The sequence below is a fragment of the Mesorhizobium sp. M7A.F.Ca.MR.176.00.0.0 genome, assembly GCF_004023165.1.
Taxonomy (GTDB): Bacteria; Pseudomonadota; Alphaproteobacteria; order Rhizobiales; family Rhizobiaceae; genus Mesorhizobium.
The window spans coordinates 1-13,759 of the sequence record NZ_RZTC01000032.1; the positions used below are offsets into that span (position 1 = coordinate 1).

Consider the following 13,759-nt stretch of genomic DNA (forward strand, 5'->3'; position numbering starts at 1 on the left):
CGCTTCAAGCGCAAGCGCCGGGTAAAGCGGTTCGGCATGCAATTGCCGGAGGCGCTGGAACTGATCACGCGTGGCCTGAAGGCCGGCCACCCGGTGCCGGTGGCGATCGCCATGGTGGCGCGCGAGATGCCCGACCCGATCGGCACCGAGTTCGGCGTCATCGCCGACGAGGTGACCTATGGCTCCGATCTGGTTTCGGCGTTGAACTCGCTGTTCGACCGGGTCGGCCAGGAGGATCTGCCGCTGTTCGTCACCGCCGTCTCGATCCAGACCAGTTCGGGCGGCAATCTGCGCGAGATCCTCGACGGCCTGGCGACGACGATCCGCGAGCGCGGCAAGCTGCGCCGCAAGGTGCGCGCCATTGCGACAGAAGGTCGGATGTCGGCCTACATCCTGACAGCGGTGCCGGCGTTGCTGTTCACCGCCATTATGGCGCTGATGCCGGGCTTCTACCGCGACGTCTGGGGCGAGGCGAAAACCTGGTACCTGCTCGGCGGCTCGATCACCTGGCTGATGCTGGGCAATCTGATCATGTTCAAGATGTCGAATTTCAAGTTCTGACATGCAGGGCTTCATCGAATTCCTCGCCTCGCTTGCGCCGACCTCATTGATGCCGGTGGCCATCCTGCTGCTGGCGGCGGGTGCTGCCGCTGTTGCCTGGCCTGTTGTCATGGCGAAGGGCGACCGCAACGAGGTCATGCGCCGGCTCAGGGTCGACAACGGCCCCGTGGCCGCCAAACCAGAGCCGGTGCAGAAGAAGAATACCGGCGTCGTGCGCGAGAAGGCGGTGAAGCGGGCGCAGGAATTCTACGCCAGGAGCGATCCGGAAAATGTCGCCCGGCTGCGCATGAAGCTCATCCAGGCGGGCTACATGGAGCCGCGCGCTGTCGGCACGTTCTTCCTGATCCGGTTCAGCGCGATGATCGGCACGGCAATCGGTGTGTTTGTGCTCAACCGGTGGATGGCCAGCCCGGACGCGACGATGGCCAGTCGCTGGACATTCGTCATCCTGTCGGGAGCGGCCGGCTATTTCCTGCCCGGCCTGGTGTTGAGCCAGAAAGTGCGGGAACGCAGGCGTGAGTACCGCAACGGCTTTCCCGATTTCATGGACCTGATGATTGTCTGCTCGGATGCCGGCATGAGCATGGAGGCGGGCATAGAGCGCGTCTCCAAGGAACTCGCCAAGACCTATCCCGCGCTCAGCCAGAACCTGCAGCTGGTGTCGTTGGAGCTGAGGGCAGGGCGCAGCCTCGACGATGCGCTGAAGGCGCTCGCCGACCGCCTCAGCCTGGACGAGGTGCGTTCCTTCGCCACGCTGCTGCAGCAGTCCAAGGAACTCGGCACCAGCCTGTCGGGGGCGCTGCGCGTTTTTTCCGACGACATGCGCCATAAGCGTATGTCGTTGGCCGAGGAAAAGGCGCACGCTCTGCCGGCCAAGATGTCGGTGCCGGTGGTGGTATGCATCCTGCCGGTGGTGCTGATGATCGCGGCCATTCCAGTCATCGTCAAAATGACGGCGCAATAGCATGATGCCGAAAGGTGTGAGGCTTCGATTCGAGCTGAAATCGTCCGGCTCTGGCGAGCGCCCCACAAAAGTCCTAGCAAGGGGACTGACAAACCATTGTTATGACCGTACTCGGCCTTGCAGGTGAAAAGTCCATGCTGTTGCGCACTCTCTTCCTCGGCCTTGCCGCAGCCAGCCTGTCGCCCGCTTGCGCCGTGGCCGACGATTGCGGCGATGCCGCCGCCCTGGTGCAGCAGGCCTACCCCAAAGCTCGAAAGCGCGCCGACGGCACCTCATTCACGCTCGAACCCCATTTCAGCATCGCCCTGACGGATGGCGACACGCCGTTTGGGTTGAGCTGCAAGATCTGGCCTGCCCATGACGACCTGCTGTTGGTAGCCGTGCCGCTGATCGACAGCGCCCAATCCAGCGACGACGGCCATGTCGGCGATATCGAGCTTCTGGTCGTCGACAGGAACAGCCTGCAGGTGCGCCAGCGCCTGCTCCAGCCGGGGCTGATCGCCGATGATGCCATCGCCATCCGCAAGATCGAGTTCGATACCGGCCGCTACAGGCTGGCGCCCGGGGTGATGGCCTTCGGCCTGCGCATCGAAATCGCGAACCATTCGCAGGCCAATCCCTTCAGCGAAACCGACCTGCGGCTTTATGTTCTCGCCGACGATGCCCTGCGCCTGGTACTCGATGGCCTTGTCGTGGCCGGCAATGGCGGCGAGGGCGACACCAATTGCGCGGGATCCTTTCATTCGACCGAGGTCAGCCTGGCAATGAGCCCGACGAGCCATCACGGCTATCACGACATGGTCGCGCTCGAGCGGACGCAAACCGATGACCCGTCTCCCGACAAGGATGGCGAGTGCCAGTCCCATCCCGGCAAGCCGGTGAAACGGACCTACCGGCTGCGCTATGACGGCAACCGCTATCCGGTTCCCGAAGTACTCAAGGTCATGGGGCCATGAAAGGCCGCTCGCTTCCTTGCTGCCGGGATTCTCTTAGGAATAGGTCTTCGTCTGGTGCCTGGTGGTTAATGGCTGGTGTGCCCGAAGCCGAATTTTGGCGGCGTTTCGGCACCGAAGTTTAATCGCCGCTGATATATTGTGTTTCCTGAGAACGACCCGGCAAATCGGGCGATGAGGCAGGGGCATGCGTCACAGTAATTTCACGGCAATGGCCGCAATGGCGGCCGTCTTGATGATGTCTGGCTGTACGACGAGTGGCGTCGACACCACCAAGACCACCGCCATCCAACCGGCGGCAAAAGACACCGAAACCTCCGATCTGGCGCAAGGCAAGGCGCAGTTTCGCGACGCCAATTACGGCCTCGCCGAAAAGCACTTCCGCAAGGCCGTCGAGTTGAAAGCCGACAATGCGGAGGCCTGGATGGGGCTCGCCGCTTCCTATGATGAACTCGGCCGCTTCGACTTCGCCGACCGAGCCTACGGCCAGCTTTTGAAGGTCGCCGGCCGCAAGCCGCAGATCGTCAACAATATGGGCTATTCGCAACTGCTGCGCGGCAATCGCAAGAAGGCCAAGGCGTTGCTGCTCGAAGCGAAGGCCGGCATGGCCGATCCAACAGTCGTCAACGCCAACCTCGCTCTCTTGAACAAGGGTTGATCTCGCATCCATGGGTCCGGTTTCGGGACACGTGCCATCGACGCTTTGTAAACCCTATCCGCAGGTTGCATCGATGGATCGCCTGAAAACCCGTATCTGAGGGCTGCCGCTGACCTAGAATGCAGCGCAACCGCCGACGCTCAAGAGGCCCTTGCCCGATATGCTGGACTTCAGTTCGCTCCTGCTCGCAGCCGCGCTGTCGGGCATATGCCTTAGCGTCACCATGTTTGCGATCTGGTTCACCGCGCCCAAGGCAGGTTTCGTGCTGACGGTTGCGTGCGGAATTCTGGTGCTCGTCGCGCATGTGATCCTGTTCTGGCGGTACACAAAGGATCCCGATCCACTGCTTTGTCAGATTGTGCTTGCGCTGCTCAGCCTGGGGTTCCTGATCATCTGCTTGTCGGCCATGCAATTTCTGGGGATGCCCGGCTACGGACGTGCCGTTGCACCTGCGCTTGCCGCCATGGCCATTTGTGCCGTCGTGACCTTTATGGGCTTTGACGGCATTGGCTTCATAGTCACCTACACCACGGTGACGGCGCTGCTGTCGGCGATCGGCGCCATGTTCTGGATCAACGGCAGTCACGATCGCCGCATCCTTCTGGTGGTTTCGTTTCTGAGCGGCACCTGCGCGATGTCTTTTGCGCTTTGCGGCGTGGTTCTGCTGACCAAGGGGCAATGGACGCTCGGGGTTGCGCCCGACAACTGGGCCGAACGATTGAATTCCGTAGTGGCGGTCGCCTGCATGACCGGCCTCGGAGCGTTGACGCTCTCCCTCCATCATCTGCAGGCGCAGATCGAACTCAAGGCCGAGACCATGACCGATCCGCTGACAGGATTGCTGAACCGCCGGGCATTGACGTCGCTCTACGGCGAACGGAGTTTCGGTCCGTTCATGTCCATCGTCATGTTCGACCTAGACCATTTCAAGCGGACGAACGATGTCTACGGTCACCCGGTAGGGGATCAGGTCTTGTGCCGTTTTGCCGCCGTCATCAAGAAATATGCCCGGCCCGGCGTCGACGCTTTTCGCCTTGGCGGCGAGGAGTTCGCAATCGTCATGTCGCGGATGACGGATGAAAAGGCTTACGATCTCGCCAGCAAGATAGGCGTGGCGTTCGGCACCGAAATCGTCCCCACCCAGCTCGGCAAGTTGCGCAGCACGGTCAGCGGCGGCATCGGCTTTGGCGAGGCAAGCGGCAGCAGGCTGGACAACGTGCTCGCCGAGGCGGACGCGGCGCTCTATGCCGCCAAACGCGCCGGACGAAATTGCGTCATCAGCCGCAAGAGGATGGGCAAGGCCGAGCCGATCAAGCCGGCCTTGCGCTCAGCGTAATTACTCCGCGGCACCCAGATAATCCGACAGCGGCGGGCACGAGCAGACCAGGTTGCGGTCGCCGGCGACATTGTCGATGCGTGACACCGGGGGCCAGTACTTGGCTGCCGTGTCGGCGTCGCCGGCCGGATAGGCCGCTTCCAGGCGCGAGTAGGGATGGTTCCACTGGCCCGCCAGCGCCTCGGCGGCGGTGTGCGGCGCGTTGACCAGCGGATTGTCGGCCAAAGGCCATTCGCCCCTGGCGACTTTTGCTGCCTCTGCCGATATGGCGATCATGGCCTCGCAGAAGCGGTCGAGTTCCCGCTTGGGCTCGGACTCGGTCGGCTCCACCATCAGCGTGCCGGCGACCGGGAAGGACATGGTCGGCGCGTGAAAACCATAATCGATCAAGCGCTTGGCGACATCGTCGACACTGATGCCTGCACTGTCCTTGAGCACACGGGTGTCGAGGATGCATTCATGCGCGACGCGTCCCTGCCTGCCCTTGTAGAGCACCGGGAAATGCGTACCGAGCCGCGTTGCGATGTAGTTGGCGGACAGGATGGCCGTTTCGGTCGCCTGCTTGAGGCCCGAGGCGCCCATCATGCGGATATACATCCAGGTGATCGGCAGGATCGAGGCGCTGCCGAAGGGGGCGGCGGAGACGGCGTGCGCCGAGCCTTCGGTGACATGGCCGGGCAAATACGGCTTCAAATGCGCCTTGACGCCGATCGGCCCGATGCCGGGTCCGCCGCCGCCATGCGGTATGCAGAAGGTCTTGTGCAGGTTCATGTGGCAGACATCGGCGCCGATGTCGCCGGGACGGGCGAGCCCGACCAGTGCGTTGAGGTTGGCGCCATCGAAATAGACCTGGCCGCCATGCTCATGGATCAGCGCGCAGAGATCGCGTGCGCCTTCCTCGAACACGCCATGCGTCGAGGGATAGGTGAACATCAGCGCCGCGAGATCTTGCGCATGCTCCGTCGCCTTGGCCTTCATGTCATCCATGTCGATGTTGCCGTCTTCGGTGCAGCGCACGACGACGACGTTCATGCCGGCCATCGCCGCGCTCGCGGGATTGGTGCCATGTGCCGAGGAGGGGATCAGGCAGACGGTGCGGTGGTTGTCGCCGCGTGAGCGGTGATAGCCGCGGATGGCGAGCAGTCCGGCATATTCGCCCTGGCTGCCGGCATTGGGCTGCAATGTGACGGCGTCGAATCCGGTGATCTCCGACAGCCAGCCCTCCAGCTCGCCGATCATGGCACGGTAGCCTGTCGAGTGCGCGGCCGGGGCGAAAGGGTGCAGATTGGCAATGCTCGGCCAACTCACCGGCATCATCTCGGCGGCGGCGTTGAGCTTCATGGTGCAGGACCCCAGCGGGATCATGGCGCGGTCGAGCGCCAGGTCCTTGTCGGCCAGCCGGCGCAGGAAGCGCATCATCTCGGTTTCCGACTTGTTTTCGTGGAAAACAGGCTGGGTCAGGAATTCCTTGCCGCGCGGCTTGCCGGGCACCGTGCTGTCGGCGGAGGCACCAGCCTTGGCGCCGAACAGGGCCGCTATTGCGTCGAGATCGGCCTCGGTCGAAGTTTCGTCGAAGGCAATGCCGATATGGTCGGTATCGACGGCACGCAGCAATCTGCCACCCTTTTCAGCCGCAGTGGCGATCGAAGCTGCCTTGCCCTTCACCTCGGCCGTTACCGTGTCGAAGCGGCTTGAACCGAGCACGGAGATACCTGCTGCTTTGAGCCCGGAGGCAAGACGATTGGCCAGCGTGTGGATGCGCCCGGCAATCGCCTGCAGCCCGGCGGGGCCGTGCCAGATGGCATAGGCAGTCGCCATGTTGGCAAGCAACGCCTGCGCGGTGCAGATGTTAGAGGTCGCCTTGTCGCGGCGGATATGCTGTTCACGCGTCTGCAAGGCAAGCCGGTATCCGGGCCGGCCCTTGCTGTCGGTGGACTGGCCGACCAGGCGGCCAGGCATCAGCCGCGTCAGCCTGTCGGAGACGGCGCAATAGGCCGCGTGCGGGCCGCCAAAGCCCATCGGCACGCCAAAGCGCTGCATCGGGCCGACGGCAATGTCGGCGCCAAGCTTGGCCGGCGCGTCGGTCAGCGTCAGGCCGAGCGGGTCGGCGATGAAGACGACGATAGCCCCGGTCGCGCGCGCCTTATCGATCGCCGCCTTGTGGTCGCCATAGACGCCAAACGTATCCGGCCAGGAGACGAGCAGGGCGGCGGTGTTGTCGTCGATCGTCTCGCCATCGATCTCGATGCCGAGCGGCTCGGCGCGGGTGCGCACCACGTCCAGCGTCTGCGGATGCGGCGTGCCGGCAAGCGCGACCTTGGTGCGCTTGTCGCGGTGATGGCGCAGCGCAATGCCGACCGCTTCGGCCACGGCGGTTGCCTCATCCAGCAGCGAGGCCGAGGCCACCGGCAGGCCGGTCAGTTCGGTGACCAGGGTCTGGAAGTTGAACAGCATTTCGAGCCGGCCCTGGCTGATCTCTGCCTGATAGGGCGTGTAGGCCGTGTACCACGCAGGATTCTCGAACAGATTTCGCTGGATAACCGGCGGCACATGGACACCGTGATAACCGGCGCCGATGAAGCTCTTCAGCACCGTATTCCCGGACATGACAGCCGACAACTCAGCCAGCGCTTCCGCCTCGCTCGCCGGTGCCGGCAAGGCAAGCGGCCGATCAAGCCGGATCGACTTCGGTACGGACTGGCTGATCAGTGTCTCGATCGAGGGCACGCCGATGGCGGCCAGCATCGCCCTGGTGTCGTTGAGGCCGGGACCGATATGGCGGGCCGAGAAGGGGTAGGGTGCTGCGGTCATGTCAATAAGTCCTGATATCAACCGATATGGGCTTTGTAGGCGGCCTCATCCATGAGGCCAGAGAGCTGACTTTCGTCGGCAAGCTTCATCTTCCACAGCCAGCCGGCCCCTGTTGCGGCCGAGTTGACCAGTGACGGATCCGACGACAGCGTGCCGTTGGCCTCTGTGATCTCGCCGTCGACCGGTGCATAGACATCGGATGCCGCCTTGACGGATTCGACCACGACGGCGGTGTCGCCCTTGGTCAATTTTTTTCCGGTCTCCGGCAGTTCGACGAAGACGAGGTCGCCGAGCTGCTCCTGCGCGTAATCAGTGATGCCGACCGTGGCGACGCCGCCCTCGACGCGGAGCCACTCGTGATCCGATGTGAAATAGGTCGTTGCCATTGAGATCATCCTTTGCGGTAGCGATGGGGTGTGAAGGGCAGGGAACTGATATCGACTGGGATTTTCGTCCCGCGCACATCGGCGAAGACCCGCGTTCCGGGCTTTGCCAGAGGTGTCGAGACATAGCCCATGGCGACCGGATGGCCGGCCGAGGGGCCGAAGCCGCCCGATGTGACCTGGCCGGCCGGATTGCCGTCGGCGTCAAAAAGCGCGGCACCGCCACGCACCGGCTGGCGACCTTCCGGCTTAAGCCCGACCCGCTTTTGCGCGGGTCCTCGTTCCACGGCGGCGCGGAGCGCATCGGCGCCGATGAAAGCGCCGGAAGCGCGGATGTCCTTTGGAATTGCCCACATCAAGGCGGCGCTGGCCGGATCGGTCTCCGGCGTGATGTCCTGGCCATGCAGGCACAGTCCTGCCTCCAGCCGCAGGCTGTCGCGGGCGGCCAGGCCGATCCACAGCACGCGGTCGTCGCCGAGCAGCTTGGCGACGAGGCCGCGTGCATCGGCTTCCGGCAGGCCGATCTCGAAACCGTCCTCGCCGGTATAGCCCGACCGGCTCATGAACCAGTTTTTGCGCGGTTCGACACCATGCATGAAAAGCAGCGAGCCGGTCTCGATGCCGGCGCGGGAAAGGGCGGCCCAGGCTTCAGGACCCTGGATGGCCAGGAAGACGCGGTCGAGCGGCTCGACCCTGGCGTCGAAATCCGCGGCAAGTGCACGCAAATGCTTTTCATCGGCGACGGCGTTGCCTGCGTTGGCGACTACCATGAACCTGCTATCGCCAAGTCTGGTGACGATGAGGTCGTCCAGGATGCCGCCTGCCTCATTGAGGAAAAAGGACAGTTTGGACTGTGAGATTTGGAGTGCGCCTGCATCCAAGGGGCAAGCGCGGTTGAGCAGCGCAACCGCCTCCGGCCCGCTGACTTCGAACAGCTTCATATGCGAGATGTCGAACAGGCCGGCCTGTTCGCGGGTGTGAAGATGTTCCTTCATGACGCCCGCCGGATAGGTCAGCGGCATCGACCAGCCGGCAAAAGCGCCAAAGCGCGCACCGGCGGTTACATGGATGTCTTCGAGGGGTAGGTGTCTCGTATCGTCGCCCGTCATGTCGTCTCCAGAGTCGCACGCAATCGGTCGCGAATGGCGACCAGTCCGTGCCCCTCTGTCTGAAGCCTGAGAGACTCGCGCAGCCGGAACTCTGTCAGCGGCGCTTACACCTTCGGCGCGGGGGCAAGCCCCGACTTTCCAGAGTGTCTTTCCCGTCTACGGTTCTTTTGCCTGAGAGATTTCGGGCGATTTCCCCTTCGGCGACAGCTCTCGCTGTTCTCTCCCGCAAACAGGTAGGACTCAGACCCTGAGTCCTCGACGCGCCATCCATAGCTCGCGCGCGACGGCTTGTCACCTGTCAGCGACATCTAAAGCGCGTGCATGCCATTCTTCAAAACCGCGGCACGTTTTGGGCGACATGCGTTGGCCGACAAGTCTTCGCTAACCACGCCGTTTGCCGGTTTTTCAAGACACTGCTGATATGTTGGCTTGTATGACGCTTGGGGCCGGCGCTTGGCGACGGCGGACGGGGACGACAAATGGGCGAATTGATCATGAGCGCGCCGGTGGCCGGGCTGACCTCGAAAATCCGCATCGCCGCGGAGGACGTGGCGATGTTGCGCCATGAAGTGTTCGGCGATGGCGTCGTGACGCGCGGCGAGGCCGAGGCGCTGTTTGCGCTCGATGCAACGGCGAAGGACAAATGCCAGGAATGGCCGCCCTTCTTCGTCGAGGCGGTCACCGACTATATCGTCCACCAGGAAAAGCCGTCGGGCTATATCTCGCAAGACAATGCCGACTGGCTGATCCGCACGATCTCGCGCGATGGCATGGTCGACAGCCGGACCGAGCTCGAATTGCTGGTGCATGTGCTGGAACAGGCGAAATCGTCGCCGAGCCAGCTTTGTGTGTATGCGCTGGAGCAGGTGGCGCATGCCGTCATTGACGGCAAGGGGCCGCTGATGCTCGGCGGCACGCTGGCTCCCGGCCTCATCGCACAGGCGGAGGTCGAGTTGCTGCGCCGGATCCTCCATGCCCATGGCGGCGACGGCAACATCGCCATCACGCGCGCCGAGGCCGAGGTGCTGTTCAAGATCAACGAGTGCACTGCCCAAGGGCACAATGATCCGTCCTGGAACGAGCTGTTCGTCAAGGCGATCGCCAATTTCGTCATGTGCTCGGCCGGCTACGAAGCACCGACGCGCGATGTGGCGCTGCGCCGTGATGCCTTCCTCGAACATGCCGATCCGGAAATCGGCGGCTTCTTCAGCCGCATGATCTCCGGCGGCCTTGCCGGCATCATGGAAGCCTATCGGTCGCCAGGCGACATCGAGGCCGAGTGGGAAGCCAAGAACAGGGCGGCCGAGGCTCTGGCCCGCCGCGCCGAGACGGTCGATGCCGGCGAAGCCGGCTGGCTGATCGAACATATCGGCGTCGACAGGCCTCTTTATGAGAACGAACGCGCGCTGTTGACCCTGATCAAGCACGCCTCACCGGAAATCCATCCGGCGCTGAGGCCGCTGCTCGACAAGGTTGCCTGAGCGGTAGGGGTTGCCTGAGCGGTAGGGGGTTGCCTCGGTCAAAGCTGGTTGCCCGATTAGATCTGGTCGACGTCGATGTATATCCTTGCCAAGCCTTCCCTGACGGTCGACATGGCATCGGCGACGCTGATGGCGATGTGGTCGTGCATGAGCCTTGCGGCCCTGTCGGCATCGCGGGCTACCATGGCCCGGGCGATTTCGCTGTGTTCGGTGTAGGTCGTCGACAATCGCCGGTGCTTCTCCACTTCGATCTTGCGAACGAATTGGATGCGCGTGTTGATGCCTTCGAGTATGCGCGCCAGTTCGGGATTGCCCGACAGCCTGGCGATGCGGTTGTGAAACTCCTCGTCCCTGGCGGTCAGCTCAGTGCTGGAAAACGAGTCGGCGCGCGCCATGGTGAGCGCCCACCAGTCGACGAGCGCGGCGAGTTCCTCATCAGTCGCGCGCTGGATCGCCAGCCTGACGGAGCGCTCCTCGAGCACCGCTCGCACGTCGGAAAGATTGACGATCTCGTCGACATCGAAGCCCCGGCAAAAGAAGCCGCGATTGGTCTGGAAAGTGATGAGTTCCTCCGTGACCAGCCGCTGGAGCGCTTCCCGGACTGGGCTGCGGCTGACATTCAGCCTGGCGGCAAGCACCACTTCGTTGATGCGCTCGTTCGGCTTGAAGCGATAATCCATCGCCATGCGACGGATTTCTTCATAGACACGCGGGCCGGTCTTGATCGGCTTGGATGCCAACGCTGCGCTGTTGTCCCGGTTGCTTTGCCTGGCGGGTCGGAGCATGGCGTCGTCAAGCCTTTGCGGCGCTTGGTTCGGCGAACCGCGCCTGTGTGGGAAGGATGCCGTCGAGGGTGATCGGCGCTGCCCGGCCGGCGATCAGATCGGCGACGATACGGGCCGATCCATGCGCCATCGTCCAGCCGATATGGCCGTGCCCGGTGTTCAGCCACAGGTTTCGAATGTCGCGCCGGCCGAGGATCGGCAGGTTGTCGGGCGTCATGGGCCTCAGGCAGGCCCGCATCTCGGCGCGATCATAGGCGATGCCGCGCGGGAACAGGTCCTGCGTGACGCGCTTCATGAAGGCGAAATCCGAAGGCTTGTGGCTGCGATCATAGCCCGCGAATTCCGCGGTGGCGGTCACGCGGATGCGATCGCCCATCGGCGTGATGGCGACGAGATTGTGCTCATCGATGACAGGGAGTTTTGGAGCCAGCGCCTGATCGACGATGGGAATGGTCATGGAATATCCCTTGACCGGATAGATCGGCAGACCAAGGCCGATCTTGCGGGCGAGGACGGGGCTCTCGGCGCCGAGACACAGAACGTAGCTGTCGGCCAGAAACTCTCCCTTGTCGGTGACGATCTTGGTGATCGTTTCCTTTCTGCGTTCGATCCCCACGATCCTGGTCCCTGTCAGGATCTTGCCGCCCCTATTTTCGACGATGGCCGCCAGCGCGCGCGTGAACTTGGCGGCGTCGCCGGTTTCGTCGGTCGGACACAATACGCCGCCGGCGATGATGTCGCGCGACGAAGCCAGCGCCGGCTCGCAGTCAACGATTTCCTGCGCGTCGACGATACGGATCTCCTGGCCGTCGGCCTCCAGCAGGCGCATGTTGGCGATGCCCTTGTCGAGCGCCTGGCGGTTGCGGTGGAAGTAAAGAATGCCGGCCGATGTCCTGTCGTACTGGATCGCTTCCTCCCTGACGACCGCCTGCAGGACCGATTGGGAATGGACCGCAAGCCGATGTTTGAGAAGGGTGTTGCGACGCGCTTTGGCGGCCGTGCATTGCATGAGGAAGCGCAGCGACCAGCTGTAGAGATGCGGGTCGGCGGAGAGCTTGAAACGAAGCGCCTGGTCTTTCTGGAACAGTGACTTCAGCAGGATTTTTGGCGCGGCCGGCGATGACCAGACGAAGGAATGGCCGGGCGCGATCATGCCGGCATTTGCCCAGCTTGCCCCTTCGGCCACCTGTGATGCCTGCTCGAGAACGGTGACCGTGTGGCCGTCCTTCTGCAACTGATAGGCAGTGGTGATCCCGACAACGCCGCCGCCCAAGATCAATATGCGCATCGCGGACCCGAATGGTTGTCGTTTCTATTGTCGACAATTCTGATTGGCATCAGGAAGGGACTGCGCCATGGACGCCCCGCTTAGCCGCGCCGACGATGCGCTTGTCGTCGACAAGGAACACATTCCCTTCAAGACCGACGACGGCATCGGCACCCGCGCCAATCTCGGCCTGCTCGTCCTTCGAACCGACCAGACCATCGAGGATGAATTCCGCTATGCGCTGCCCGCGCGCGACATCGCGCTGTACGAGGCGCGGCTCTACAGCGATGTCGAGATCACGCCGGAAAACCTGATGAAGATGTCGGCCGTCATCCCGGAAACTGTCGGGCTCTTGCCGGACGTCAAGTTCGATGTGATCGGTTTTGCCTGCACCTCGGGAGCGCTGGTTATCGGCGAGCACAAGGTCGCCGAACGCGTTCATGAGGTGCTGCCGGGCGTGCAAGTGACCAACCCGGTGACGGCGGCAAGGGCGGCGCTGAAGGCCCTGGGCGTCTCGCGGATCGCGCTGCTCACCCCATATCTGGCGAAAATCAATCATTCGCTACGTGCATCGCTGATGGCGCGGGGGATGGACATTCCGGTCATGGGCTCCTTCAACGAGGCGGATGACAATGTCGTTGCGCGCATCACGCCGGCATCGGTCAAGCAGGCCATCTTGGAAATCGGTGCGTCGAGCGACTGTGAGGCGGTGTTCGTTTCCTGCACCAGCATGCGCGTTGCCCGCATCATCGAGGACGTCGAGAAGGAACTGGGGAAACCGGTAACCTCGAGCAACCATGCACTTGCTTGGCATATGCTGCGGCTTGGCGGCATTCGCGAGCAGATTGCCGGAAAGGGCGAACTGTTTCGCCGCTCGCTATAGGTTGGCCATCTTTGGGGCCGCAGCGTTTGCGGTGTGCGATTCAGATTCCGCCGTACCAGTCATAACCATTGTCTTCCCAATAGCCGCCGCGACCGCCGCCGACAGTGGCGAAGCCATCGACCAACTCGATCTTGTAGAGATATTTCGGCATCTTGTAGCCGAGTTGGCGCTCGACGCGAACCCGCAGCGGAGCGCCGTTCTCGACCGGCAGCGGCTTGCCGTTCAGGCCATAGGCGAGAATCGTCTGTGGGTGGCGGGCATCGACCAGGTCGATGCTGCCGTAATATTTGATGTCGCCCGACAGGCTGCGGTCGATCGTGTCGAGGCAATGGAACATGACGTAACGCGCCTGCGGTTTGACCATCGCCTGGTCCAGCACCAGCGACAGCGGCGTGCCGGTCCATTTGGCGATGCAGCTCCAGCCTTCGACGCAGTCATGGCGGGTGATCTGGGTGCGGCTCGGCATATTCTGGAGTTGCTCGCGGCTGAGCGACAGCGGCTTCTCGACAAGGCCTGAAACCTCCAGTCGCCAGTCGGCAAAGTTGTTGGCGAGCAAGCCCTTGTAGAC

Annotated in this window: 13 protein-coding genes and 1 riboswitch; of the genes, 7 read left to right on the top strand and 6 right to left on the bottom strand. The window is 63.0% G+C overall.

The annotated features are described in order from the left end of the window. From EOB59_RS13175 to EOB59_RS13195, 5 genes are all read left to right on the top strand, one after another. Positions 1-561 (top strand): type II secretion system F family protein (locus EOB59_RS13175; RefSeq protein ID WP_164895640.1); only part of this gene is annotated, 561 nt, incomplete at its 5' end. Position 562: 1 nt separating this feature from the next. Next, on the top strand, positions 563-1,525 hold the full coding sequence (locus EOB59_RS13180) for a type II secretion system F family protein (protein WP_127270729.1): 963 nt from the start codon (positions 563-565) through the stop codon (positions 1,523-1,525). Between the two features lie 134 nt (positions 1,526-1,659). Beyond that, complete coding sequence (locus EOB59_RS13185) at positions 1,660-2,481, top strand: hypothetical protein (protein WP_128288513.1); 822 nt, start codon at positions 1,660-1,662, stop codon at positions 2,479-2,481. A 184-nt stretch (positions 2,482-2,665) separates the two neighbouring features. After that, the gene (locus EOB59_RS13190; RefSeq protein ID WP_127320645.1) at positions 2,666-3,136 is read left to right on the top strand and encodes a hypothetical protein; all 471 of its coding nucleotides are present in this window, start codon (positions 2,666-2,668) and stop codon (positions 3,134-3,136) included. A 160-nt stretch (positions 3,137-3,296) separates the two neighbouring features. After that, positions 3,297-4,472, top strand: a complete 1,176-nt coding sequence (locus EOB59_RS13195) for a GGDEF domain-containing protein (RefSeq protein ID WP_128288514.1) — start codon at positions 3,297-3,299, stop codon at positions 4,470-4,472. On the opposite strand, the gene gcvP is transcribed toward EOB59_RS13195, so the two are convergent. Genes gcvP through gcvT form a run of 3 tightly spaced genes read right to left on the bottom strand, consistent with a single transcriptional unit; the run spans position 4,473 to position 8,775 of the window. Next, positions 4,473-7,283 (bottom strand): aminomethyl-transferring glycine dehydrogenase, encoded by a 2,811-nt coding sequence (gcvP, locus tag EOB59_RS13200; protein ID WP_128288515.1) that lies wholly within the window; start codon positions 7,281-7,283, stop codon positions 4,473-4,475. It abuts the gene before it with no gap. 17 nt (positions 7,284-7,300) lie between these two features. Further along, entirely contained in the window at positions 7,301-7,669 is a 369-nt protein-coding gene (gcvH, locus tag EOB59_RS13205; protein WP_128288516.1) for a glycine cleavage system protein GcvH, read from the bottom strand. Between the two features lie 5 nt (positions 7,670-7,674). Continuing rightward, positions 7,675-8,775, bottom strand: a complete 1,101-nt coding sequence (gene gcvT, locus EOB59_RS13210; protein WP_128288517.1) for a glycine cleavage system aminomethyltransferase GcvT — start codon at positions 8,773-8,775, stop codon at positions 7,675-7,677. A 149-nt stretch (positions 8,776-8,924) separates the two neighbouring features. After that, a riboswitch (glycine riboswitch) is annotated at positions 8,925-9,011 on the bottom strand. 243 nt (positions 9,012-9,254) lie between these two features. Between gcvT and EOB59_RS13215 the strand changes: the two genes are divergently transcribed. Beyond that, positions 9,255-10,256: a hypothetical protein gene (locus EOB59_RS13215; protein WP_127397834.1), complete on the top strand. Its 1,002-nt coding sequence runs from the start codon at positions 9,255-9,257 to the stop codon at positions 10,254-10,256. A gap of 56 nt (positions 10,257-10,312) precedes the next feature. On the opposite strand, the gene EOB59_RS13220 is transcribed toward EOB59_RS13215, so the two are convergent. Together EOB59_RS13220 and EOB59_RS13225 are read right to left on the bottom strand one after the other, a co-directional pair. Further along, entirely contained in the window at positions 10,313-10,996 is a 684-nt protein-coding gene (locus EOB59_RS13220; RefSeq protein WP_245486616.1) for a GntR family transcriptional regulator, read from the bottom strand. Positions 10,997-11,048: 52 nt separating this feature from the next. Continuing rightward, positions 11,049-12,329: a D-amino acid dehydrogenase gene (locus EOB59_RS13225; protein ID WP_128288519.1), complete on the bottom strand. Its 1,281-nt coding sequence runs from the start codon at positions 12,327-12,329 to the stop codon at positions 11,049-11,051. Positions 12,330-12,396: 67 nt separating this feature from the next. On the opposite strand from EOB59_RS13225, the gene EOB59_RS13230 reads away from it, so the two are divergent. Beyond that, the gene (locus EOB59_RS13230) at positions 12,397-13,191 is read left to right on the top strand and encodes an aspartate/glutamate racemase family protein (RefSeq protein ID WP_128288520.1); all 795 of its coding nucleotides are present in this window, start codon (positions 12,397-12,399) and stop codon (positions 13,189-13,191) included. 40 nt (positions 13,192-13,231) lie between these two features. Here EOB59_RS13230 and EOB59_RS13235 read toward each other — a convergent pair. Further along, positions 13,232-13,759, bottom strand: a 528-nt coding sequence (locus EOB59_RS13235; protein ID WP_245486617.1) for a molybdopterin-binding protein, incomplete at its 5' end; no start/stop codon positions are given.

Coding starts and splice junctions, on each gene's coding strand:
- EOB59_RS13180 (WP_127270729.1), top strand. CDS start 563: ATGCAGGGCTTCATCGAATTCCTCGCCTCGCTTGCGCCGACCTCATTG.
- EOB59_RS13185 (WP_128288513.1), top strand. CDS start 1,660: ATGCTGTTGCGCACTCTCTTCCTCGGCCTTGCCGCAGCCAGCCTGTCG.
- EOB59_RS13190 (WP_127320645.1), top strand. CDS start 2,666: ATGCGTCACAGTAATTTCACGGCAATGGCCGCAATGGCGGCCGTCTTG.
- EOB59_RS13195 (WP_128288514.1), top strand. CDS start 3,297: ATGCTGGACTTCAGTTCGCTCCTGCTCGCAGCCGCGCTGTCGGGCATA.
- gcvP (WP_128288515.1), bottom strand. CDS start 7,283: ATGACCGCAGCACCCTACCCCTTCTCGGCCCGCCATATCGGTCCCGGC.
- gcvH (WP_128288516.1), bottom strand. CDS start 7,669: ATGGCAACGACCTATTTCACATCGGATCACGAGTGGCTCCGCGTCGAG.
- gcvT (WP_128288517.1), bottom strand. CDS start 8,775: ATGACGGGCGACGATACGAGACACCTACCCCTCGAAGACATCCATGTA.
- EOB59_RS13215 (WP_127397834.1), top strand. CDS start 9,255: ATGGGCGAATTGATCATGAGCGCGCCGGTGGCCGGGCTGACCTCGAAA.
- EOB59_RS13225 (WP_128288519.1), bottom strand. CDS start 12,329: ATGCGCATATTGATCTTGGGCGGCGGCGTTGTCGGGATCACCACTGCC.
- EOB59_RS13230 (WP_128288520.1), top strand. CDS start 12,397: ATGGACGCCCCGCTTAGCCGCGCCGACGATGCGCTTGTCGTCGACAAG.